Origin of the sequence: Luteolibacter sp. Y139, from assembly GCF_038066715.1 — a bacterium.
Classification (GTDB): domain Bacteria; phylum Verrucomicrobiota; class Verrucomicrobiia; order Verrucomicrobiales; family Akkermansiaceae; genus Haloferula; species Haloferula soli.
In genome coordinates this window covers 1-24191 of sequence record NZ_JBBUKT010000020.1, presented here as the reverse complement: position 1 = coordinate 24191, position 24191 = coordinate 1, and the positions used below count along the sequence as shown (strand labels likewise).

The window sequence follows — 24191 nt, the reverse complement described above, 5'->3', positions numbered from 1 at the left end:
TGATTCATGTCCACCGATCTCCATACCGTCGCTCTCGTGGAGGATGATGAATTGCTGCGCGAGACCGTGGCGGAAATCCTTGCGGCTTCTCCGAAGTGGAGCCTGACCGGCACCTATCCGGATGCCGAGTCCGCGCTCGAAGGAATGATCGCCACTTGTCCGGAAGTGGTGCTGATGGACATCCAGCTTCCGGGGATGTCCGGCATCGAATGCGTCGCCAAGCTGAAGGAGTTTCATCCGGAAGCGCAGGTGCTGATGGTGACGGTTTATGACAACAACGACCGGATCTTCGATGCGCTTGCGGCGGGGGCTTCCGGTTACCTGTTGAAGCGGGATGCACCGGGGAAGCTGTTAGACGCGCTGGATGAATTGCTGACGGGCGGCTCGCCGATGTCAGGGGCCATCGCCCGCAAGGTGGTGCAGCATTTCCAAGCGACGCCGCCATCGAAGAACGAGGATCACAACCTGACTCCGCGGGAGAAGCAGATCCTGGATCAACTGGTGAAGGGCGGGCTTTACAAGGAGATTGCCTGGGAGCTGGGCATTGGCATCGAGACCGTGCGGACTCACCTGCACAATATCTACAAGAAGCTGCATGTCCGCACGCGGACGGAAGCGGTGGTCAAGTATCTGGGCAAGGGAAGCTGATCACTCCGCAACAATGCGGAGCTGGAGCTCGATGAGGTCGTTGACCAGATGGCCGCCGAGGTGGTGGAACCATTTGCCGGAGCCGTAGAGGACATTCCACAGCGTGCGGTCGAAGGAGAGCGTGGCTTGGGCGGCGGGCTTTCCCTTGTCCGTGATGCCGGCACTGGCGAGGAAGTCGAGGGGAGCGGTGACGTCCTTGAGGGTGAGCTTGCCCGAGATGTGGAGATTGGGGGAGCCGGGTGTGGCACCTTTGACCGGAGTGGCGCTGGTGATCTCGAAACGTGCCTCGGGGAACAGGCTGGCGTCGAAGAAGTCGTGGTCGTGCAGGTGGCGGATGAGGACGTCATGCAGCGGGTTGCCAGCGAGGTCGAGGCTGGTGATGTTCGCCATGTCGATGACGAAGCTGCCACCGGCAAGCTGGCCATCGGTGATGATGAGCTCGCCCGCCTTGAGGGCGATGTGGCCGGTATGATGGTTTAGCAGATTGCGGCCGGTCCATTGGATCCGGCTTTCGCTGAGGTCAATGCGGTAGATTCCGTCGAATAGAGCTGGTGAGGATGGCTCGGGGCTTTCCTCCACTGGCATCCCGGCGTCACGCCACGCGGCGATGCCTCCGTCCAGCTCATGCACGGCGGTGTAGCCGAGGCGCAGGAGCTTCTCTGCGGCCATGTGGCTTTCGATGCTGGCCTCTCCCGCGCCGTAGAGACAAACGGGCGCTGATAGATCCGGGGCCAAGGCGGGCATTCGGTCGGTGAATGCGACTTCGAAGACACAGTTGTTCACGGCTCCGGGAAGCCGGCAACATTGGTAGTCCTCGCTCAAGCGGACATCGATCAGCGCGGGTGGGCGGATGCCTTTCAGGAGCTCCGCGAGAGTGGCAGGAGTGGTAGGGGCGATTTTCATGCCCACAGGGAATACCATGCCCGCTGGAATGCAACGGGCGGATTGGAAATGCTATCTCCGGTTCGCCACGCGGAACTCCTTCGGTGTGATCCCGAGGCGTTGGCGGAAGAGATTCACCAGGGCACTCGCGGTGCGGAAACCGGAACGCTCCGCGACTTCCTGAAGCGAGAGGTCGGACGATGACAGCAGCCGCATGGCGAGATCGAAATGGGCGCGCCAGATCTCCTCATGCAGCGTACGGCCGATCAGAACATTGAAGCGGCCCTCCAGCGAGCGCCGTGAAATGGTGGTGGCGGCGACCACGTCGCGGACCTTGATGGTGGTGTCGGCATGTTCGCGGATGAAGCGCAGTGCGGCGACAACGTCCGCGTCATCGAAGGCGAAGACATCGGTGGAGCGGCGCTCGACCACGTGCGCGGGTGGGATGCGCACGGGTTCTTTCGGGCGCTTCTCGCCTTCGAGGATGCGGTCGAGCAAGGCTGCCGCCTCGTAGCCGCGCCGCTCGAAGTCGACCTCGACGCTTGAGAGGGTGGGGGAGCAGAGTTCGCAGAGCTGCTTGTGATTGCCCGCGCCGACGATCGCGATCTCCTCGGGGACCTTGTAGTCGGCTTTGAAGCACGCCTCCAAGACCATCGCGCCGACGCGATCCAGTGCGGTGAAGACACCCAGAGGGCGGGGGAGGTTGGCGAGCTTGCCGAGCAACTCATCGTCGCCGTGGGGGGAGACGAGGCTGATCATGCTGACCTTCCAGCCGGCTTCCTCGATCCGCTTGCGGAAGCCGCTGCCGCGATCTTCCGAGTAGCGGGTGCCGTCACGGCGGCGGACGTAGGCGAAGTTTGTGAAGCCGCGGTCGAGCAGATGCTCGGCGGCCATCTTGCCGATGGCACCGTCATCGCTCAGCACGCTCATGACGTCGGAACTGTTCAGCAGGCCGGCGACGTTCACGACCGGGATTTTCCGTTTGGCGGCAGCCTCGTGAAAACGCTGGTCCACCACGGTGCAGATGATGCCATCACCATCCCACGTCTCGACCAACTCGGCCAACTCGCGGCGCTCACGGTCGAAGAACGCAATCCGCCAGTTATGCTTCTGCTGCACGTAGCGGCTGATGCCGTCGAGAATCTTGCTGCCGTAGCCGCTGAGAGACTCGACCATCAGGCCGATGCGAAAGGAGGGTTTCACGCGGCGGAGCATCGTAGGAACTCGCCTGTTGTAAATGCGTAATGATGAAATCGGCTGCGGAGTGGTAAAATTTCCGATATGGAACTCGTTTGGGGAGAGTAGAGGATAAATCACCACCATGGGGACGAGAAGAGTTGTTGTCAGACACATCGCCGATCGCATGGCTGCCGCGATCGGATGTCAGGTGATGCGGTGGCTGGCAGGGACCTTGGTGGCGGCGCTTCCGCTGGGGAGCGCGGCGGCGGAGAGTCCGAATCTGGCGGCCGGATCAATCGCGACGGCGAGTAGTGCCAGGTCTGCGGATCCTGCGACTCACGCGGTCGATGGGTTGGTTGAGGATGGGTCGCGGTGGCTGGCTACCGAGACCGATGCGCAGCCGACCTTGGAGATCCGGTTCGCCAAGGCGGTGTCGATTGGAGCGGTGGATGTTTATTCCGGCTGGGAAGATCAGCCGGGATTGGCGGGATTCGATGTCTCCTTCGAATCTGACGGGCGATGGCAGCAGCCTGAAGAGGGAAAGGTGCGCGGCAATGCCGATCCGGCGAGGCGGTTGCTGGTTTCTTTAGAGCGGGTGACTGCGCTGAAGTTGGTGGTGGCGGAGAGGTCGCCGGGCCGGATTCGGGAGATCGCGGTCTATGAGGATGGGAAGACTGTCATGGGTGCTGGTCTTACCGGTGATCGGCTTGGTGTTCGACCGGTGGACCGAAACGTTCATCAGATCGCGCTGAATCAGGTGGGCTTTGAGACTGCGAGGGCGAAGAGATTCACCGCGCCTTTGTCTCTGGATGGTTCATCCTTCATCGTGCGGAAGGCGGCGGGCGGCGATCCTCTCTATCATTCCCAGATTCGTGGTGGCATCGGGGACTTCTCCGGGTTCAGGCCGGACGATTCCACCACCGAGTATGTGGTCGAGGTGAGTGGCGGGCTCGGCACTGGCGTCAGCGATCCTTTCCGTATCCAGCGGAATCTCTATCAGGATCTGTTCTGGCAGCCGGCGGTGGATTTCCTGATCGATTCGCGAAGTGTCACCGGCACCCATCCGAGCGCTTACGGAGGCTGTCCGTGGCGCGATGGCACGTATTACGATGCGATCATTCCGTCGCTGGTGCTGCTCCAGCGTGCCGATCCTGCGAGGATCGAGGCGATGCCAAGGCAGATCGATTGGGAGGCGGACAAGAGGCGCGTGCTTGATCCTGACTTCAAGTTCGACGCGAAGAATCCGTGCAGCGAGGGCGTGATGGATGCGGTGCGCAGGTATTTCACCGAGCTGGAGCCCCCGAAAGCGGATGCGCCGGATGTGGTGAAGCTGATCCACTGGGGGGCCGGCTATTATCTGGTCAATCCTGCCACCAAGGATCCGAGCGGCGATCCCGATCCCAAGGGGATCCATCCGCAGACTGTGGAGCAGGTCGCCTACGTGGTGTGGGCCTGGCCACAGTTGGAGAAGTGGTTGCCGCAGTCCTTCTACGAGAAGTGTCGTAGTTTCTGCTTCGAGAACTGGAGCCGCTCAATGGAGATTCCAAAGTGGTGGGATCCGGCGACTTACCTGACGGCGGAAGAGATCACCGGGAACAATCCGCATGCGGGTTTGCTTCATCCTTACAAGGGCCGCCATGCGCCGGGGGCTTCGATCGTGCCGAACCTGCTGATGTATGAGGTGGCCAAGCGCGACGGGCTGGCCGATCCCGAGCAGTATTTTAATGCCGCGGTCAAGCAGGCCGAGTGGATCGTGAAGAACCTCGATTGGAATGATCCGCGGACGACGAAAGGCCAGCGGATGAGCGAGCACCGGACGATTCCCAATCTTGTCTGGCTTCTCCAACGCTATCCGGACAAGGCACCGGCGGGTTTGAAGAAGAAGATCACAGCGTGGGCGGAAGTGGCTGCCAAGCGCTCTGATAATCTGTGGGACTTCCGCCGCTTCGACGACGACAAGAACTGGACCATTCCGAAGCTCAATGATGTGGGCAACTGGCTGGGTACGCCGGCGATCGCGCTGTCCGCTTCGTGGGTGATCGATGATCCGAAACTCAAGGCGCGGATGCAGGAACTCGCGGTGTCCCATGCCGATGCCGTGTTCGGCCGGAATCCGCGTCTGGCGGCGGCTCCGCAGAAGCTGGACGGCTTTACTGACATCGAGCGTCCTTGGCCGAAAAAGTTTCAGGACAACGTCTGCGCGCGCCTGGAGCTGTGCCGCGGTTCGATTTCATCGGGGCCGGGGAGCGAGATGTTTCCCTTCAATCCGGAAGGGGCGTATCGTCATCCCGAAGGCTGGGTGAACTATGGGGCGGCGTGGTGCATCAGCCTCGCCTATTTCCAGTTTGACCGGATGAAATCCAGCCCATGAGGATCCGCGGACTACGCTGGTGGATCGTTGTCCTGGTGTTCCTGGCGGCGGTGTCGAACTACATCGATCGCCAAACCTTGTCGGCGCTGGCTCCGACCATTCAAGCGGATCTCGGGATGGACGACCGCGAATACGCGAACGTGGTCAACCTGTTCCTGTTAGCCTACACGATCGCCTATCTGATCTCGGGGAAGCTGGTGGACCGTCTCGGGACGCGGGCTGGCACCGCTCTTTTCGTGGTGTGGTGGTCGCTGGCGAATGTGGTGACCGCATGGGCGCAGGGGCCTCGATCGATGGGGACCTGCCGGTTTTTGTTAGGGCTGGGGGAGGCCGGGGTTTGGCCGGCGGCATCGAAGGCGGTGTCCGAGTGGTTTCCTTCCCGGGAACGTGCGCTGGCGATCGGTCTCTACACGATGGGGGCGACCATTGGTGCCATCGTCGCGCCTTACCTGGTCATTCCCCTGGCCACCTTCGACTATGCGGGCAAGCTGCCCTTGGTAGACGGCCTCTTTGACTACGGCACCGGTTGGCGGGTTGCGTTCATGGTTACCGGCCTTATCGGGATCTTGTGGCTGATTCCGTGGTTGATGCTGTATCGGCGACCTCGTGAGAGCAAACTGATCTCCGGGGATGAGCTGGCTCTCATCGAGGATGGAGGTGGCTCCGTGGAGGTCGAAGAGAGGGGCTGGACCTGGGTGCAGGTGCTTTCTTTCCGGCCGGTGTGGCTGCTCTTGTTAGGACGGCTGCTCACCGATCCGGCGTGGTACTTCTACCAGTTTTGGTTCGCCAAGTATTTGAATACGAGCCGGGGGCTCGACCAAGGTTCGCTGGAGATTACGTGGATCGTCTATGTTGCGGCCGGAGCGGGTTCGTTGGCGGGAGGCTGGGCCTCGGGCCTGCTCGTGAAGAAGGGTCGCACGCCGGTGCAGGCGCGGTTGTGGATCATGCTGGGCTGTGCCTGCCTGATGCCAGTGTCGCCCTTCATTGCCAAGGTCGCGGGACTGAATTCGGCGATGGTGCTTGCCGCTTGCGCCGTGTTCGCCGCGCTGGCGTGGCTGATCAATATCAGCGCGATCGTGGTCGATATCGTGCCGAAACATTCCGTTGGCACGGTCTTCAGTGTGGTGGCCGCCGGTAGCACCTTGGGCGGGATCGCGATGAACATGATCGTCGCGGCGATGGTGTCCGGACCTTCTTCAAAGCCGGGCGGCTTTTTGGATCAGGGCTTCAAGATGCTCTTTGGTCGCTTGATCGAAGCGGTGGAGGGGAAGGGTTATGAGCCGTGGTTCCTTGCCATGGCGTTCCTTCATCCGCTTGCGCTCTTGTTGCTGTGGGCTGGTGGCATTCACCGCTCGCGAGGGGCGAGCCAGTGAGAGCCCGGATCACCAGGCGTCGCCGCGGTTGCGGAGTTCGTCGTGTTCGGGTTCGTAGAGATTGAACTCGATGCGGGCGAAGGCTTTTTGCTCGAAGCTTGCCTTGCCGAAGGTCTGTGAGTCGCCGCCGAGCTTCCCGCCTGCGGCTTCGAGCAAGCGGAAGGTCACGCAGGAGCCGTCCGGGAACCAGGCGCGGACATCGCCGTTCCGGCGAATGGGCATCTGATAGATTTCGGGATTCTCGCGCTGCTCCTTGGTGTGGAGGACAAAGGTGCGGAGGCGCGAGACGGGAAGATTCACGTCGCCGAAGGCCGTCTTGAGCTTCACCTTGCCGTTCTCAATGCCGAGCATTTCGCCGGCGATCTGGTCGTTGTTCCGGAGGCGAATGCGGGTGGGATCGACGGGAGCATCATTCTCAGGCTGAGGCGTATCGTCCTCGTCCATGAAGCCTTCGTCCTGGTCGGGAGCCTTGCCTTCGAGCACGCCATCCCACGAGGTGACCTCGATGCGCGAGACGCGGAGCTGGACATTGTCCTGAGTGCTGAAGTGCATGCCGCCGCCGTGCTGGCCGGCCTCGGGGTCGGGATCGGTCCAGTCTTGGACCACGCGGCCGTTGACGAGCATGCGAATCAGGCCGGTCTTGCGATCGACGAGGATTTCGACGCGGCAGCGCTCCTTGTTCACGAGTTCGGGAACGTTGGCGAAATTGCCAAGGGTATTGCTGCCGGACTTGCCATCCTTGGACCAGCGCTTGTGAAGCTGCACGTAGCGGCCTCCCTGGATGATCAGCTCGTAGGCGTTCTCGGGATGCGCGTTGGTGACGTCATCGGAAAAGAACAGGAAGTTGAAGCGGGGATTGGACCGCCAGGACAGGTCGAAGGCGAAGCGTGCCTTGGCAGGGAGATCGAATTTCCGTGCGATGCTGCCGGCTCCCTTGGCACGCAGCCAACCGTGCTCGAAGGTCCATGTGCCCGGCTCGCTCTGGGTCCAGCCATCGAGGCCATCCGGGCCGCTGTAGATGAGATCCGGGCGATCCTGGATTTCAAGATTGTCCACCATGGAGCGGCGGAAGGTGAGTTCGCCGGCGTACCAGGTGCGGAGCTTGATGACGTCCTTGTCGATGCCGGTGAGTTCGCCGCGCAGCACGTCGCCATTCGCGAGGGTGACGGTAGCGACGTGGTCGCCCTTCGCCTCGCCGCGATGGACGGGGAGGCTGACTTCCAGCACCTTTGAAAGGCGGAGTGGCACGGGCGCGGCGAGGAAGGAGGCCTCAAATTGAAGGCGATCCGTTTCGACGCCGAGCAAAGAGCCGCGGATGCGGCTGCCATCGACACAGAGGATTTCCGTTTCCTGAGCCAGAACCGGAAGGCAAGCGGCCAGAAACAGCAGCAATGCGGGAGTGGTCTTCATGGCGTTATTCGTCCTCCGGTTCTTCCGCTGGCTCCTCGACGTGCTGTGGCTTCTCGTTCTTGCGCTGCAAGCTCGCCACGGCGTCACGGCGTATCGAAAGATCGCCGAGCAAGGGGTGTTTCGCCACGATTTGTTCGCCATTGAATGCACAGCCGCTCACAGCCAGCGAGCCGCGGCCGCGGAGCCCGAGGGTCAGAGGCGGGGCGGGTGGGGGCGCGGGAGCTTCAGCTCCTTCGGGAGTGTCAGCTCCTCCGGGAGCGGCTGGTCGCGCGAAGAACATGGTGGAGATCTCCGAAAGCGGGAGCTCCACCGGCTCCGGATGGTGCGGGCCCTTGTAGACAAGGGTTCCGCCCTCGGCCGCGGGCTTCATCGAGAGAATCTTGCCGGTGCCGCGGTCGGAGCTGCGGGTGATGACGACGTCACGGGCCACATCGCCCCGCTCTTCCTTGCCGTGGAGAGCGGCAGACGGATCCCACTCGCGCACTTCGATCCGCGAGACGGTCTGCACGTCATTCTCGGCGATGTTACTGCGGAACATGACGCCCTGGCCATTCGGGACGGACTTCGCGGGATCGCGATAGTGCCCGACTTCCTCGCCATCGAAGAGGACGTGGACTTCTCCGAGGTGGCGATCCACCAACAACTCGATTTCGAGCGCGGACTTCTCGAAGTTCACCGACTCGTTGGAGAGTGAAGCCATCGAGTAGAAGCCGCCGTTGCCGGTGGCGTCCTGACGCTTCAGTTCGAAGCCGGCGTTATTGAGCTGGATGAAGTAGCGGTTCGCCTTGGCGGTGGTGTCGAAATTCTCGCAGGCGAAGTAGGCCTGGATGTTCGGGGTATTCCGCCAGGTGAGGCGGAATTTCAGGGCGAAGGAGCCGGGTATGTCGAACTCGCGGGCGATGGTGCCATTGCTGTCCGCGGAGAAGCGGCGCGAATCGTAGCGCCAGCCATTCTTGATGGTCCAGCCGGCGTCGCTGTCGGGTCCACGATAGATCGTCTTGCGCGGGCGCACGCCGAGTTGGACGGTGCCGATGGATTCACGCGGGATGCGGATGTCGCCGCCGAAGTCGGTGTGGACGGTGACCGTTCCTTCATCGATGGCGCTGAGATCGGCGGGGAATTGGTCGCCATTGACGAGGGTGACCATGCAATCGTGCTGGTCTTCCTTTTCGGTGCCGGGAGCGAAGACGACCCTTTGCAGGTGATCGGCGCGAACTTGGAAGGGCTCGAAGGCGAGATCGCTCTGGAGAAGCACCTGGCCCGTGTCGGCGAGCGCGGTGACGGTGCCGAGCAAGCGCGAGCTATCGGAAAGGATGACCTCATCCGCAACGGCGGGCAGGAGCAGGAGCGCGAGAATGGACGAGGAGCGGATCACGGGGAAAGGAGGTAGTCACGGTTCGTCATCCCACTCGTCGAGGAAGCCGCCGCCCGACTGGAACTCGAGGATGACGGCAGGGGAGAGATCGAGGTCGATTTTGCCAGCGAGCGTGGACTCAAGCTGGATGCGCCCATTGGAAGATGCAAGCGGTGTGCCGCTGATCCGGCCGACGGGTTGCAGGTGGACGGCGATTTCGGAGGCGGGGGCTTCACTGGTCTTGCGCCGATGGTCGCGGGCGAAGTGGATCTCGGCGACTTCATTCATCGGCACCTTGAGGGGGCCGTAGCTGGCCTCCATTTCCACCATGCCGCCGCGGATGCCGAGCACCTTTCCGGAGAAGCGGTCGGTGCCATTTGAAAGCAGGGCGATGTCGCGGTGGTCGCTCTCCATGCTGCGGGCAGAGTCGGTGAGGCCGTTCCATTCGGCCACGATGATGTCGGAGATGCGGACCGGGGCGGTGTTTCCCTGGACGATGAAGCCGAGTCCACCGCCTGGAGCCTGGTAGGTGACGGGGCGGCGCGGCTTGCCATCGTCGCCGGCACGGCCGGAAGCGTTTTCATCGGTGGTGTCCCACTGCACGGCGAATTCGCCGTCGATGTGGACGGTGATGGTGCCTTGCTGGCGATCGCAGCGGATTTCAAAGACCGCCTCGCCGGTATCCGGCAAGCGCACGGAGGTGCTGCCGACGCGCACGCGCTCGGCCTGTGGCTGGCCCTCGTCATTGAACCACGTGCGCTGCAAGTGCACGTAGCCGGATTGGAAATTCATCACGTAGCCGGTGCCGAAGAGCCGGGCGAGGTTTTGCATGCTGCCGAAGTTCAGCCGCGGCTGCTCTGCTTCCGCGTCTCCCTTCTTTTCCTTCACTTCGGGGTGCTGGAGATCGGAGTGGAATGCCACCGAAATGCTCGGGCGGCTGCGCCAGGCGAGCTTGAAGCGGATCAGCGCGCGATCCGGCAGGCCGGCATCCAGCGTGATCGCATCCGTGCCGCCGCCGCGCGAATACCACGAGGCGCCGGTATGGACCCACGCCGGCTTGTCGGAGTCGCCTTCGTCCTGCTTGAGGGTCAGCGGTGCGCGGATATTTCCCGCGAAGGGATCCGGTTCCGGAGCGGGAGTCTCGGAGCGCACGATGTTCCAGCCCTTGTCATCGAAAGGCCCGGCATAGAGGAGGCGACCGCCGAAGGGATTGGGAGCGATCACCGAGACCGCGTCGCGGGGCAGCGTCATGGTGCCGGCCGCGGTGGTTTCAATGGTCACGTTATCGGCGTCGGTCGCGACGACCTTTCCCGGGATGCGGTCGCCATTGACGAGGGTGACGTGGCACGGGTCCGCCATCGCGGACAGCGGGTGGGCATTCCGCAGCACGATCTGGCGGATCTTGTCGCGCTGGAAAGGCATTGGCGTCGCTACATCCGGCCGCGTCCACGTGATGACACCGGTCGAGTCCATGCCAGCGAACCGACCGTCGATCTGGTTGCCGTTGGCGAAGCGCAGCAGGTCCGTGGCGGACTTGGCTTCATCGGCGGCCAGTGGTGCGGCGAGCAGGATGGCGATGGCGAGCGGTCGGATCATTTTTCGTAGATCGGCAGGAACCGATAGTTTAGAGCGAGCGACAGGAGGGCTCCGGCGGTGTTGAAGGACTGGCCCTTGTTTCCCGGCCACGAGCCATCCCTCGACTGAATGGTGGCGAGGTAGCGGATGTTGCGGGCGTTCCAGTCGTTCCAAGTATCCGGCTCGGCATGGAAGAGCGCCTGCGACATGTAATACTCAAAGTAATATGGATAGTGCCGATCGCGGAAGTTGAGGTTTTTACGAAGGTATTCGACGGAGGCCTGGTAGCCCTTGCCTTCCTTGTCCTTCGCAAGCGAGAGGCAGAGCACGCCGATCGCGGTGAGCGTGGGCTTCGGTCCGCCGGCGGAGGTGTAGCCGTAGCCACCGTCACTGCCGCGGCAGCGTGCCATGTAGGCGAGGCCGTTTTTCAACGCATCGTCCGGCACCGGCAGGCCGGCGTTTCGCGCGGCGTAGAGAGCGACGAGCTGGCAACCGGAGACGGTGGTGTCGGCATCGGTGCTGTCCGGGGTGTAGCGCCAGGCCTTCGAGTTGTTGCGCTTCTGGGCGCTGAGGATCAGCTCCACGCATTTCTGCAGGGCGGGGGCGATCTTCGGGTTGTCGACGCAGCCGTAGGCTTCGGCGAGCGCGAGCGTCGAGAAGCCATGGTTGTACATGCTGTTCCCGATGTAGCCGTTGGTCGAATTCTGCTGTGAGAGCAGGTAGTCGATGCCCTTGGAAATATTCTTCGCGTAGGGGCCGTGATTCGGGTCCTCGCCGTGGGCGAGGAAGGAGACCACGCAGAGTGCCACGACACCGGGTTCGCCGCCCATGCTATCGTCCCACGAGCCGCGGGCGTTCTGGGTTTTTCCGAGGTAGGCGAGGCCGCGCTCATACATCGCGTCCACCTGGGGCGGGATCGGATCATCGGGACGGCGCGGCAGATCCTGCGCTGCCAGTGGCAAGGCGGTGGCGAAGAGAAGGAGGGAGAGGATAGATCTCATTTCGCGAGTTTCTCGGCGTCACGGTTGTAGGCATCGAGCGCGTCCTGGAACTCGCGCGGGATTCCTTCTCCCGCTTTTCCCGAGGCCTTGGGAACGCGACGTTCCTCGAACTTGGTTCCGGATGTTCCGCCGTCTTTCGAGTTCGCGCTTTGGGAGTCGCCGGTCATGCCTTCGCCTCCCTGGTCGCCGGGCTTCTGGCCTGGCTGATCACCGGGTTTTTCCTGTGGCTTTCCCTTGCCCATCATTTCCTCCATCATCTCCATCATGGCCCCGCTGGCTTCACCTTGGCCGCCGGACTTCTGTTTCTCCTTGGCGGCGTCGTGGATGCGTTCGATCACGTCGGTTTCGGCAGCGATGGTTTCGCCGCCGGTATTGCGGTCGAGCAAGAATCCGGACGCCTCGTCCATGGCATCCTCGACCTTCTCTAACAACTCGATCACCTTGGGGTTGGTTTGCTCGATGACGAGCTGCTGGACGTCCGCAGCGAGTTCGTCCTGGCGTTCGGAAAGCTTGGTGGAGCCTTCCTGATGCTCGGCCATCTTGGCGCCGACATCGGCCTCGGGCTCTTCAGCGAATGCGAGCACGGGCAGAGCGAGAAACAGGGTGATGGCTTTCATGTCATGGATTGGCGGGTTGGCCTTCGTAAGAGCGGCGCAGGGTTTCCAGGGACCGGGTGCGGGCCCGGATGTCCTGCTCCTGCTGGATCATTTTCATCATGCGCAGTATGAACTCGAAATCTTCATCGGCGTCTTCGCCTCCACCACCGCCGCCACCACCGCCGCCGTCGTCATCCTTCTCGCCTTCGAGAAGTTTCGCCCACTCGGTGAGCTTGGCTGCGGCCTTGCTGGCACCTTCCCAGGCGAGCGAGCCCTGGTTCGTTTCCAGCACGCGACGGACGTCTTCAAGCTGCATGTCGATGCGAGCCTCCATCATCGCGTCCAGCACCTTGCGATAGGTTTCCTTGTTGGTCCGCGCTTGGAAATGGCCGAGGTCTTCCTGAATCCAGCGCACGTCCGAGGTGGTGTTCGATTGCTGGCGAACCACCTCCATGAGCTTGCCCGAGTCGGCGGGATCCAGCTCGCTGACCCGCTGGCCGGCGGTGCGCTCGTAGTAGGACTGCTCGATCACCGTGGTGGCGACCCCCGTTTCCTCCGAGGCGGCTTTCTTCAGGCGATTGATGAAGGTGCTGGCCTCAAAGCGCTCGTTGGCGTCGTTGGCCTTGTCGACGGCGTCCTGCATTTTCTTGAGGACGTCCTTCTGCTCCTCGACGGCCTTTTCGACGTCCTCCTTGGCCTTCTTTTCCGAATTCTTCTGGTCCTGTGCGTCGCCGAGCTTCTTCTCCACCTCCGGCATCTCCTTCTGGGCGAGGTCCTTCATGGACTTCATGGCATCCGCCATCTTCTTCATCGTCTCCTTGTCGATGCTCTTGTTGCGGGCGCTGTCCTTGAAAAGCTTGTCCATCTTATCCGCCAGATCCTTCATCCGCTCGGTCTGCTGGCGTTCGCCTTCCTGCTGAGCTTCGAGGCGCTTTTTGTTGGCGTCTTCCTGGAGCTTGGGATCCTCCAGTTTCTCCAGGCGCTGGTTCTCTTCGAAAAGATCGCGTTCCCGGCGTGCGAGATCTTCCAGCTCGCCGATGTTCCGGTCGAACTGGGTCTTCAGCATCTGGGCGTGCTCGTCCAAGGTCAGCACGAACAAGGTGACCGGCTCCGAGTAAGTGCGCGCCCGGCCCGGCAGATAGTCTTCCGACCAAGCCCGCAGCGTCAGCTTCTGCGGCACGATATTATGGGTGGCCGGGGAGAACGCGGCATCGCCGGAAAGGCGGTCGCTGGTGGGGCTGCCATCCACCAGCTTCATCTCGCCGGAGGCTGGGGTTTCATCGGTGGCGCGAGTGAACTCGCCACGCCACTCGAGGCCGATGCGGCGGATGCCGAAGTCGTCCTCGGAGAGCACTTGGAAATCGACGGTTTCCTCCGGCAGCATCACGTGCTGGCGGGGGATGCCCTGGATGTAGATGGCGGGTGCTTCGTCAGGCTGTGCGTCGATGCGGACTTCAAAGCCGGCCTGGCCGTCGAGGCCGAGGACGTCCGTCCAACCGATCGGCACGGTGAATCCCTCGGTGGCAATTTCCAGCGGCGGGGTTTGCGCGGAGGTCCCGTTCACGGTCATTGCTCCGCCTTCGGCGACGGTCGCTTTCTCATGGGTGAGGGGACCATACGTCGCCGACTTCAAGTCGCGAGTGGCGTCGGTGGTGACGCTGACCTTGCTGCCCTGCACGGCGGTCAGCACGCCGGAACCCAAGTCGACTTCCTTGCCCGGAAGCTGGAGGTAATCCGGGTAGGTGACATTGGCGAAGACCTTGCGGATCGCGGGGCGCAGGGTGGGGATCACCTTGATCGAGTGCTTCGCATCGCCGATCTCGACCTTGATGAGGCCGGGGTCCTGCTGGGCGGGGAAATCGAAATGGTAGCTCCTATCCTGACGGGTGGTGGTCACCGGGTCCTGCCGTCCGTAGCGAGCGGTGCCGCTTTCCGGAGTCCACTCCGAATCGCCGGCGAGTTGCAGGCTCAGCCGGAATGCCTCGCCCTGCGGGATCGTCAGCTCGGCGGGCACGTTTTCGAGCGCGGTGAAGGTGTAGCGGGGCGAGGAGGAAAGGGGCATCAGCCAGCGCTTCAGCGAGCTCCAGCCCGCCTTCGGTGCGAGCATGAATCCGCCGACCGCCAGTGCGATGACGGCCATGGCGGCGAAGCCCCAGGTCTTGCTCCGCGAGGATGGCAAGGCTCCGTCGAGTTTCCGGCGTTCGGCCTCTTCGGCCACGCGCTCCATGGCAGCGGCACGCAGGCGGGGGGAGAGGGTGTCGGAATTCTCGTGCTGGCCTTGCAGCTCGACCACGCCGAGCAGGCGGTCGCCCAGTCCGGGGTATTTTTTCGCGATCAGCCGGGCCAGCTGATTTTCGCGGCGGTGCTTCCAGACCCAGCGGTGCAGCCAGAGGGGGGCGAAAATCGCCGCCAAGGAGGTGCCGCCGAGCAAGATCCCGAGCCGCACCGGCCCCGGGGTCTGCCAGACCCGATCGAGGGCGAAGACCACCAGGAATGAAGCAACCAGGCCGAATAATCCCGCCAGCAGTGCCTCCGCGATCTTGTTCCGCCAGAGCTGCCGGCGAAACTGCTCGAGCTGCCGGCGCAACGACTCCGGCATGGGAGTTTCTACCGGCGTTTTGGGATCATGGGCCATCGTATCAGGCGTTAAACGTCGGTTGATTCATCAGCTTTGCGAAACTCGCAGGGACAGCCCCGGATTTCCAGCGGATTTCTCCGGGATGATAACGCCGCCCGGCGGGCTGTTCGTGCCGATCAATCGCCGCAGTAGGGATTTCCAGCACGTTCCGCGCCGATCGTGGTCGTCGGGCCGTGGCCGGGGAACACCTGCGTGTTTTCCGGGAGGACGAAAAGCTTTTCGCGGATGCCGTCGATGAGCAGGGGGCCATCGCCGCCGGGGAGGTCGGGCCGGCCGATCGAGCCCTCGAACAGGGTGTCGCCGGAGAAGAGTTCGCCGCTCTCCCGGATGAAGAAGGTCACGCTGTCCGGAGAGTGGCCGGGGACGTGGGCCAATTCCAGGCGGAGTCCGTTGATTTCCAGTGAGGTGCGGCCTTCCAGCAACTCGTCGACGGCGTAGGGCTCGACGTGAACGGGCATCCCGTAGCTGCGCATCATTTCCTCCAAGGTCAGGTCCGTGGAGTAGGCCGCGTGGGCGAAGACCCGAACCCCCATGGCGGCCACGGCGGCGGCGTCCTCGACGTGATCGTAGTGCTGGTGGGTCAGTAGAAGGGCTGTCGGGACGATACCCTTTGCCTTCAGCCAAGCGGCCGATCCCGCGGGTGCGTCGACCAAGAGGTGCGAGCCATCGGGGGTTTCGATCAAATAGCCATTGGTCTGGACGAAACCACCGGTGAAGCGCTCGGGCATGGGCCGGATGAAGCCGCGCCTGTGCCGGTGTGTCAATGCACCCACCGGGCACAGGGCGGATTCGAAAGGATTCCCCGAGGGGAGATCACCTCATGGCGCCATTGTGAAGGAGCTGGGTCTCCAGCTTTGCGACAGGGAGCTTCGTGAGGTCGCCAGCCGTGGTTCCTGCCAAGGATTTCCGGGCCGAAGCAGGGAGTGCCTTTTGAAGGGCGGACAGGATCGTGACGGGTGCGACGAGATGCCAGCGGGGATTTCCCTCCGCCTTGACGCGGTCGCCGATTTCCATGGCGATTCTCGCCAAGGCCTGGCGTTCCAGTTCGGTCTCCAGCCCGTGCGCTTCTCCGAAGGACATGCCAGAGGCGACTCCAACAGGGCCGCTTTGCGGAGAACGCCCGGCTTGGTCGGTTACCACTTTGGTCACGGATTGCGGTCGCAGTTCCACCCGGCTGCCCGGGATTTCGCTGAGGTGAGCATGCTGCCGCGGGTCGTCGCCCGCCGCGCGGAAGGTCAGGGCACGCACCCGACCCAGATTCGAAAGGATGATGAGCGGTTCCATAGCATAGGAATCAAGAGATGATTCGATGAGACCATGGAGAGAGGTATGCCGTGGCGCAAGGAGCGATTGGCAAATGACCGCCGTAGCTTGGTTTGACGGGACGAATTCAGGGAAATCGAAGCAAAGGAGTTCCTGAGCAAAGCTCCCGTTTGTCAAATCCGTGCCGGATGTCAAGGTGCCGCTGGATTTGCTGACTACACGCGCATGAGTTCCGGTGACCGTTCCCTTCCAAGATTCTTCCTCGCCGCGCTTTTTCATCCATGGACGTGGCGGATGGCATGGCGGGACAGCCGCTCGCAGCGCGGACGGCTGCTGATCTTTTCGCTGGCGATCGTGTCGGGGATTGCGGCCCTCGTCGCGATCCATTCGCTGAAGGAGAGCGTGCAGACGGGGATCGAGACGCAGGCGAAGGCCTTGCTGGGCTCGGACTTGCAGGTTTCGACGCGCCAGCCGCTATCGGAGAAGGATCTAGCGCGCTTGAAAGGAATGGCGAGGGAGATCAGTCGCGAGACGACTTTCCCTTCGATGCTGAAGTTCCTCCCCGGAGGTGGTGCGCGGATGGTGCAGGTGCGGGGAATCGAGGGTGGGTATCCTTACTACGGGCAGGTCGAGACGAAGCCGGCGGATGGCTGGCAGAAGCTGAAGGAGGGTCCGGGGATTTTGTTAGAGCCAGCTTTGTTAGATCAGTTCAGCGCCAAGGTCGGTGATGAGGTCGAGCTTGGTGGCGTGAAGCTGCCGATTCTCGGTTCGGTGACGAAGGGTGCGCCGAAGAGCAGCCGTTTCAGCGGTTTTGCGCCGGAGGCTTATGTGAGGTTGGGGGATGTGGAGCGCAGCGGGCTGCTATCGAAGAACAGCATGGCGATGCATCAGGTGCATCTGGCGATTCCCGATGCGCCGGCGAGCTTGAAGGACAAGGTGCGGGATGACTTTCCTGACAACGCCTGGAGGTTAGAGACGCCGGCCGATCGACGTGAAAATCTGGGTGATGCGCTGGAGAATTTCCAGCGGTTCCTGGGCATCCTGGCGCTGGCGGCGCTGGTGCTCGGAGCGATCGGTGTGGCGGGTGCGGTGCATGCGCATGTGGTAAGGCGGGTGCCGACGGTGGCAATCTTGCGATGCCTCGGGTGTCCGGGGCAGGTGGCGTTCGGGATCTACTTCGTGCAGGCCGCGGCTCTCGGTCTGTTAGGGGCGATCGTGGGGGCCGTGTTAGGGATCGCCTTGCAGATGGGAACGCTTGCCGCGTTCCAAGGGCAGTTGCCGATTTCGGTGGAGCCTGCGCCGGAGTGGGCGGTGGTCGCGAAGACGACCGCGGCGGGCTTTGCAGTGTGCTGTGGGTTTGCGCTGCTGCCGCTGTTGAAGATCCGACGCATTTCGCCGGCGGCGACTTTGAGAGGTGGGGCGACTTTGGAAGGGAACACGCTGCGGGCGTTGCCGGTGTATGCGCTATTGGTCGGGCTGCTGGTATTGCTTGCCTTGACCAATGATCCGGAGTGGAAGCGCGCGCTGTCGCTGGTGGGTGGTTTGGCCATTGCGTTCGGGGTGCTGGTTGGCGTGGCCAAGCTCTTGATAGTGGTCACACGTCGTGCGGTGAATTCGCGCTGGCCGTACCTGTTGCGGCAGGGCCTTTCCAATCTCCACCGGCCTCGCAACCAGACTTTGCTGTTCCTGCTTTCGCTGGGACTGGGGACGTTCCTGTTAGTGACGGTTTTGCTTGTCGGAAGTCTGATCCGCCAGCGGCTGAATGTTACCCAGAATGCCAATAGTCCGAACCTTTACCTGATCGACGTGCAGCCGGATCAGCTCGATGGGGTGCGGAAGACCGTGGAGAAGCAGGGGATGCCAGTGCTGGAGAGCGCGCCGATGGTGACCATGCGCATCGAGTCGATTCGCGGCGTGGCGGTGCGCGATGTGCCCAACATCCCGCGCTGGATTGCGCGACGTGAGTTCCGCTCGACCTATCGTGCGGAAATGAACGCCACGGAAACGCTGGTGGCAGGGAAGTGGGAGGCGTCGGTGCCTGATAAGAATCAACCGGTGCCGCTTTCGCTTGAGGAGCAGATCGCCAAGGACATGAAGGTGAAGGTGGGGGATGAGCTTACGCTGGATGTGCAGGGAGTGACGGTGAAGGCGAAGGTCACGAGCTTGCGCAAGGTGGACTGGAGTCGCTTCAACCTGAACTTCTTCATGGTCTTTCCGCCGGGTGTGCTGGAGGACGCGCCGGGTTTCCATGTGGTAACCACGAGGACGCCGACGCCGGCGGCTTCCGGGGAGTTGCAGCGAGCCTTGATCGCCGAGTTTGGAAACGTCACGGCCATCGACCTGACGCTGGTGCTCGAAACGGTGCGGGATATTGTCACCAAGATCTCGACGGTCATTTCGGTGCTGGCTGGATTCACGGTGCTGGCGGGATTGCCGATCGTGATTGGCACGTTGCTCAATGGACGTGACGTGCGGTTGCGGGAAAGCGTGCTGCTGCGGACGCTCGGTGCTTCGGCGAAGCAGGTGCGGACGATCCTGGTGATCGAGTATGCCGCGCTGGGGGTGTTGTCGGCGTTGACCGGGGTGGTGCTTGCCGTGGCGGGGAATGCGGCGCTGGCGAAGTTCGTGTTCCAGGGATCGCCGTGGCCGGACCTTACAGTGGTGGCGGGAGCGTTTGCGGCGGCGACGGGGATCTCGGTGATCGGAGGTTTGGCCCTGAGCCGTGGTGTTTGTCATCACCCGCCGCTGGAGATCCTGCGGAGCGGGGTTTGAATGTGCATAAAATTTCACGACAGACTTCGTTGAAATAGCTAACGTTTCCCGGTCGTTGAGGACGGGAATGTCGATTGTGGTGCAAATTCGGGGAGAGCGGGGCTTGGCATGAAGGTGCTGGTCCGATTTCCGATCATTTTTCTGGGGCTGTGGGGGCTGCTCCGCGGCGTGGGGAAGCTCGTGCGCTTGTCGCCGGAGTGGCCGTTGTGGGCGGTGGCGCTGGTGGGAGCGGCGGCGGCGGAAGGGATACTCTGGCTGTATCGCTACGAAGTGGGTGCGGTGACGCCGCAGCGCGGGCGTGCGGTGGTGGCCCTGCGCCTGATGGCACTGGCGGTGCTGGGGTGGATCCTCGTGGAGCCGGTGTGGGTGCGGATGGTCGAACGAGCGCGGAATCGCGAAGTGGTGGTGGTGCTGGATGACTCGGCGTCGATGCATCTGAAGGACGATGGAGCGGCGGCGACCCGGCTGGAGCTTGGCGAGCGAGGTCTGGAGCAGGCTGGGCTGGTGAAGAAGCTTTCCGAGTCGATGAAGGTCCGCACGGTGCGTGCGGCGCGAAGTGTGAGGGAGGCTGGGGAAGGCGAGGCTGAGGGGTGGGGCGATGCGACGGATTTGGCTGCGGCGCTCGGGACAGTCTTGGAGCAGGTGCCACCGGATGATCTGGCGGGAGTGATCATGGTGAGCGATGGCCGCCACAATCGCCCGAGCCGGGTGGAGGATGTGGCGCGGCGCTTTGGCATCCTGGATGCGCCGGTGGGCGTGGTGGCAACGGGCAGCGCCGAGCCGCCGCGCGATGCGTCCGTTCTGGAAGTGAAGGCGCCGGAGGCGATCCACCTCGGCGACAAGATGCGGGTGACGGCGATGCTGAAATTCGACGGCTACAAGGGCAAGCAGGCGAAGGTGAAGCTGATGCGCGGCAACGAGGAGATCGAGGCGCGCGAGATTTCCATCCCGCAGGATCATCATCGGGAAGAGGTGCGTTTCACGACGGTGCCGAAGGAGGGCGGGGTGGGTGGCTTTCGAATTGAGATCGCCAGCCTGGAGGGCGAGCGGTTCGCGGATAACAATGCGTGGGAGTTCGAGACTTCGATCACCGATGCTCGGACGAATGTGCTGATCGTGGAGGGTTCTCCTCGCTGGGAATTCCGCTACCTGCGCAATCTTTTCTACGGCCGCGACAAGTCGGTGCAGCTGCAGTACGTGCTGCTTCACCCGGACAAGATCGAGGGGCAGAGCGATGCCCTGATTCCGGCTTCGGCCACGCGGCCTTTCGGAGATGCCCAGGCGACGCGCTTGCCGAAGGACGAGGCGGAATGGCGGAAGTTCGACGTGATCATCCTGGGTGACATCCCGCCGGATGCGCTGGATGAACGCGACTGGAAGATCCTTTCCGACTGCGTCAAGGAGCGGGCGGCCCTGCTGGTGATGATCGCGGGGCCGCAGTATATGCCGCATGGGATTGTTTCGGAAACGGGGCGCGACCTGGTGCCGGTGGAGACCTACGAGAGGCATCGTACGTTCTATTCGACGGGTGGAGAGCCATTCCGCTTTGCCTTGACCGCGGAAGGGCGGGGGCACCCCTTGGTCCAACAAGCGACGGGGGAGGCGGCGAATGGTGCGGTGTGGGCCGGCTTTCCGGCGATCTCGTGGCGGCAGCCGATCCATGGCTTGAAGGAGGGTGCGGAGGTCTTGCTGACCGCGAATGGCGACAACCAAGGCGAGGAGATTGGTGGCGGCGAGGGGCTGAATGCAGCTTTGGATGCGCTGGCAAAGCGGCGTGAGAAGGAGGCAGCCTCGGCGCTTCTGGTCACGCGGCAGACGGGCAAGGGCAAGGTGGCGCTGCTTCTAACAGACCGGACGTGGCGGCTGCGCGAGGGGGCGGGGGATTTGTATCACCACCGCTTCTGGGGCAACATGGTGAGGTGGGGTGCGGGGCCGGTGCTGCGTGCCGGGGGTTCGCGGGTGCGGCTGGGGACGGACCAACTTACTTATACCGCGGATGACCGGATCAAGGTGACGGCCCGTCTGCGCGATGCGGATTTGAATCCTGTGACGGATGAGAGTTTGAAGGCCGAGCTGGTGCAGAACGGGGAAGTGATATCGAGCGTGCCGTTGAGCCCGGTCGCAGGGTCCAATGGCCTCCATGAAGCCGAACTCGCGCCGTTGGCCAAGCCAGGACGCTATGAGGTGCGGCTGCGTGGCAAGGAGGCGGACCGGCTTTCCGCGGAGGATGGCAGCGCCGCCGTGACGGCGGGCTTCCGGGTGGTAGGGTCGCGCGGGCCGGTGGAGCTGGCGGAGACGACCTTGAACCGGCCATTGTTAGATACGGTGGCCCAGCTTTCCGGTGGCAAGGTCGTGGATGCGGAGCATGCCGGGGATCTAACAGGATTGTTTTTGAAGGAAGGCGATGCGCGCAAGGAACTGCGCGAGACGCCGCTATGGGACAATGCGCTGGTGCTGGGCCTGTTCGCCCTGCTTCTGGCAGCCGAATGGGTGGTCCGCCGTGGAGGTGGGCTGCCGTGATGCGATGAAAGGAGCCATGTCATGAGCACGGAGAAAGCGAGACAGGAAATCGGACAACGGCTGGAAGCAGTGCGGTCGAGCATCCGGCGTGCGCAATGGACGCGCGGTGGGCTGGTGATCGCAACCGTGATGCTCGGAGGCTTGCTGGTGATGATGGCGCTGGATCATTTCCTCGCACCGCTGCCCCAGGCTGCGCGCTGGGCGATGTTCGGGGTGTGGGTGCTCGGGACTTTGGCAGCGGCGGCAATTGGACTGAGGCCATTGCTGCGGAAGATCGGGCTGGTGCAAGTGGCGCGGTGGATCGAGGGACGGCATCCGGAGATCGAGGAGCGCATGAGCACGGTGCTGGAATTGGGCGGCGGTCATGGCGGGGTTTCGGAGAGTCTGTTAGAGGAGCTTGCGAAGGCGGCGGGTGATGATGTGGGCAAGGTGGATGCGCGGGCGGAGTTGAAGGCGGTGGGTGCGGCGAAGAAGTGGGCGCGTCCTGCGATCGCGTTTGCGGCGCTACTTTTGCTGCTCTTTGTGGTGTGGCCGAAGGAGGCGGTGCGGCTTGCGGTGCGGGCGGTGGCGCCCTTCAGTACGCTGGGGAATGCAGGGGCCCTGAAGTTTTCCGTGAAGCCGGGCAATGTGGAATTGCTGGAAGGCGATGCGCTGGAGATCGCGATCAAATATGATGGTCCAGCCAAGGACCTGGAGGTGGTGATGACCACTCCGGCAGGCAATGAGATCGTCCAGCCGATGCTGCCGGCGGGAGATGCGTGGAGCTATCGCCTGGACCCGGTGCGTGAAGGTTTTCACTACAAGGCCCGCGCCGGTCGCGGCGAAAGCGACGGCTACGACGTGACCGTGTGGCCGTCTCCAACGTTGCCGGAGCCGCGGGTGAAGCTGAGCTTTCCGGAGTATACGGGATTATTGCCGAAGGAGGAGCCGCTGGGTCGTGGGATCGAGGCGGTGCGCGGGACGAAGGTGGATCTGAGCGGCGCACTGAACACAGCGGTGGAGGCTGCGTGGCTGGAGATCGATGGCAAGCGGATCGCGGACGGGACGGTGGAGAAGTCGGCTTCCGGGGGGCGCGTCGAGTTGGCTTGGAACTTGAACAAGGAAGGTTCGGGCGAAGCGGTGCTGAAATTGAAGCATCGGCTGGGCCGTGAAGTGGAAGCGCTGCGGTTTCCGGTGCGGGTGCTGGAGGATCTTTCTCCTGCGGTGCGCTGGCTGAGCCCCGTGGCCACCGAATTGCGGGTGCGGCCGGATGAGGTGCTCGGTCTGCGCTATGAGGTGACGGAGGATTTCGGCGTGGCGGCGCTGCAGCTGGAAGTGAAGACGAATGACCAGGAGCCGCGGCGTTTGGAGCGAAGCTTGCCGGAGAAGCTTGGTGGCCCGGCGAAGCCCGCGCGTTATCGCGGCGAGAGCGAGATGGCGGTGGGTGAGTTGTTAGAAGCCTGGCCGGGAGCGAATGAACTGCGTCTGAGGGTGAGGGCGGTGGATGCGCGGCCTGCTGAGCTTGAGGGGCCGGGCGTGGGGAATTCCGAGTGGCTTCTCATTAAGATCGACCAGAATGCCGAGTCGCTGGCGCGGCAGGAATTGCGGGCGGAGCATGATGGCGCACGCGAGACGATCGAGACGGCGATGCGCGAGGCGCGCGAAGCCCGGGAGCGGATGGATTGGCATCGCGGCGAGATGCAGAAGGATGAGCTGAGCAAGGATGCGGTGAAGCATTTCGAGGAAGCCCGCGATCGCTTGGCCAAGGCGCAGGAGGATTTGCAGAAGCTGGCGGAGCAGATGCAGGAGAGCGTGCATGCGACGAAGGCGGACGAAGTACGCAAGGCATCGGAGCAACTGGCGCAGGCGCGGCAGGAGCTGGAGAGTGCGCCTTTGCAGGATGGGCAGCAGCGGCGTGAGGAGAAGCTCGACAACGCCCGCGAGCAGGCGGAGGCCGCGGTGAAGAATCTCGAGAAGGCGCGCGAAGCGATGGATCGCGATCGGCGGAAGGTGGAGGAGCTGGCTCGCTTTCAAGAACTGGCCCAGCAGCAGCGCGAGCTGGCGCGGCAGGCTGAGAAGCAGGCGACCGCGCAGCAGCAGGCGCCGATGGACCAGCAGTGGCAGGATCGCCAGCGCGGGGTGGAGGAGCAGTTACGGCAACAATTGCGCGAGCAGCCGCAGGCGCGGGCCGAGGTGTTAGAGGCGCAGGCGGAGGAGGCGAAGAAGCTTGCGGAAGAAGCGAAGGCGCTGAGTGAGTCGCAGAAGGGTTTGGAGGAGAAGTCGAAGCAGACGCCGGTGAGTTCACCCGAAGGAATTCGCGAGGCCTTGCAGAAGGAGCAGGCGAAGATTGCGGAGAAGACTGCGGAGCAATTGGCGGAGGCGCGCCAGCAGCGCAGCGAAGCGGCGGATCAGTTGCCGGAAGCGGTCGCTGCCACCGAGCAGGCGAAGGAGGCTCTTTCGAAGGGGGAAGACAAGGCCGCAGCCGAGGCTGCCAAAGAAGCTGCGGAGGCCATGAGGGAGGCTGTGGCTGAGCCGAAGCAAGGTGAAGCCAAGCAAGGTGAAGCCAAGCAAGGTGAAGCCAAGCAAGGTGAAGCCAAGCAAGGTGAAGCCAAGCAAGGTGAAGCCAAGCA

At 63.0% G+C, this 24191-nt stretch carries 16 protein-coding genes; 6 read left to right on the top strand and 10 right to left on the bottom strand.

All coding sequences use genetic code 11. The annotated features are described in order from the left end of the window. The first annotated feature begins 6 nt into the window (after nucleotides 1–6). Nucleotides 7–648 (top strand): response regulator, encoded by a 642-nt coding sequence (locus tag WKV53_RS28275; RefSeq protein ID WP_341408216.1) that lies wholly within the window; start codon nucleotides 7–9, stop codon nucleotides 646–648. Here WKV53_RS28275 and WKV53_RS28270 read toward each other — a convergent pair whose 3' ends face one another. Together WKV53_RS28270 and WKV53_RS28265 are read right to left on the bottom strand one after the other, a co-directional pair. Next, nucleotides 649–1551, bottom strand: coding sequence for a YceI family protein (locus WKV53_RS28270; protein ID WP_341408214.1), 903 nt, complete (start codon nucleotides 1549–1551; stop codon nucleotides 649–651). A 51-nt stretch (nucleotides 1552–1602) separates the two neighbouring features. Continuing rightward, on the bottom strand, nucleotides 1603–2733 hold the full coding sequence (locus WKV53_RS28265) for a substrate-binding domain-containing protein (protein WP_341408213.1): 1131 nt from the start codon (nucleotides 2731–2733) through the stop codon (nucleotides 1603–1605). Nucleotides 2734–2893: 160 nt separating this feature from the next. Here WKV53_RS28265 and WKV53_RS28260 point away from each other — a divergent pair, with 160 nt between their 5' ends. Together WKV53_RS28260 and WKV53_RS28255 are read left to right on the top strand one after the other, a co-directional pair. Continuing rightward, nucleotides 2894–5080, top strand: coding sequence for an early set domain-containing protein (locus WKV53_RS28260; RefSeq protein ID WP_341408212.1), 2187 nt, complete (start codon nucleotides 2894–2896; stop codon nucleotides 5078–5080). Beyond that, nucleotides 5077–6453: an MFS transporter gene (locus tag WKV53_RS28255; protein WP_341408211.1), complete on the top strand. Its 1377-nt coding sequence runs from the start codon at nucleotides 5077–5079 to the stop codon at nucleotides 6451–6453. Before WKV53_RS28260 ends, WKV53_RS28255 begins: the two co-directional genes overlap by 4 nt. A 9-nt stretch (nucleotides 6454–6462) precedes the next feature. On the opposite strand, the gene WKV53_RS28250 is transcribed toward WKV53_RS28255, so the two are convergent. From WKV53_RS28250 to WKV53_RS28215, 8 genes are all read right to left on the bottom strand, one after another. Beyond that, nucleotides 6463–7863: a LamG domain-containing protein gene (locus WKV53_RS28250; protein ID WP_341408210.1), complete on the bottom strand. Its 1401-nt coding sequence runs from the start codon at nucleotides 7861–7863 to the stop codon at nucleotides 6463–6465. Nucleotides 7864–7867: 4 nt separating this feature from the next. Next, nucleotides 7868–9238 (bottom strand): hypothetical protein, encoded by a 1371-nt coding sequence (locus WKV53_RS28245; RefSeq protein ID WP_341408209.1) that lies wholly within the window; start codon nucleotides 9236–9238, stop codon nucleotides 7868–7870. 15 nt (nucleotides 9239–9253) lie between these two features. After that, complete coding sequence (locus WKV53_RS28240) at nucleotides 9254–10813, bottom strand: hypothetical protein (protein WP_341408208.1); 1560 nt, start codon at nucleotides 10811–10813, stop codon at nucleotides 9254–9256. After that, nucleotides 10810–11793, bottom strand: coding sequence for a prenyltransferase/squalene oxidase repeat-containing protein (locus WKV53_RS28235; RefSeq protein WP_341408207.1), 984 nt, complete (start codon nucleotides 11791–11793; stop codon nucleotides 10810–10812). Before WKV53_RS28235 ends, WKV53_RS28240 begins: the two co-directional genes overlap by 4 nt. Beyond that, entirely contained in the window at nucleotides 11790–12410 is a 621-nt protein-coding gene (locus tag WKV53_RS28230; protein ID WP_341408206.1) for a hypothetical protein, read from the bottom strand. Before WKV53_RS28230 ends, WKV53_RS28235 begins: the two co-directional genes overlap by 4 nt. A gap of 1 nt (nucleotide 12411) precedes the next feature. Next, on the bottom strand, nucleotides 12412–14988 hold the full coding sequence (locus WKV53_RS28225) for a hypothetical protein (RefSeq protein WP_341408205.1): 2577 nt from the start codon (nucleotides 14986–14988) through the stop codon (nucleotides 12412–12414). 155 nt (nucleotides 14989–15143) lie between these two features. After that, nucleotides 15144–15755 (bottom strand): MBL fold metallo-hydrolase, encoded by a 612-nt coding sequence (locus WKV53_RS28220; RefSeq protein WP_341408204.1) that lies wholly within the window; start codon nucleotides 15753–15755, stop codon nucleotides 15144–15146. Nucleotides 15756–15840: 85 nt separating this feature from the next. Beyond that, nucleotides 15841–16311, bottom strand: a complete 471-nt coding sequence (locus tag WKV53_RS28215) for a host attachment protein (RefSeq protein ID WP_341408203.1) — start codon at nucleotides 16309–16311, stop codon at nucleotides 15841–15843. Nucleotides 16312–16515: 204 nt separating this feature from the next. Here WKV53_RS28215 and WKV53_RS28210 point away from each other — a divergent pair, with 204 nt between their 5' ends. The 3 genes from WKV53_RS28210 to WKV53_RS28200 all read left to right on the top strand — a co-directional run. After that, nucleotides 16516–19062 (top strand): ABC transporter permease, encoded by a 2547-nt coding sequence (locus WKV53_RS28210; protein ID WP_341408202.1) that lies wholly within the window; start codon nucleotides 16516–16518, stop codon nucleotides 19060–19062. A 108-nt stretch (nucleotides 19063–19170) separates the two neighbouring features. Next, nucleotides 19171–21582: a hypothetical protein gene (locus WKV53_RS28205; protein ID WP_341408201.1), complete on the top strand. Its 2412-nt coding sequence runs from the start codon at nucleotides 19171–19173 to the stop codon at nucleotides 21580–21582. Nucleotides 21583–21603: 21 nt separating this feature from the next. Next, on the top strand, nucleotides 21604–24191 hold a 2588-nt coding region (locus WKV53_RS28200), incomplete at its 3' end, for a hypothetical protein (RefSeq protein ID WP_341408200.1).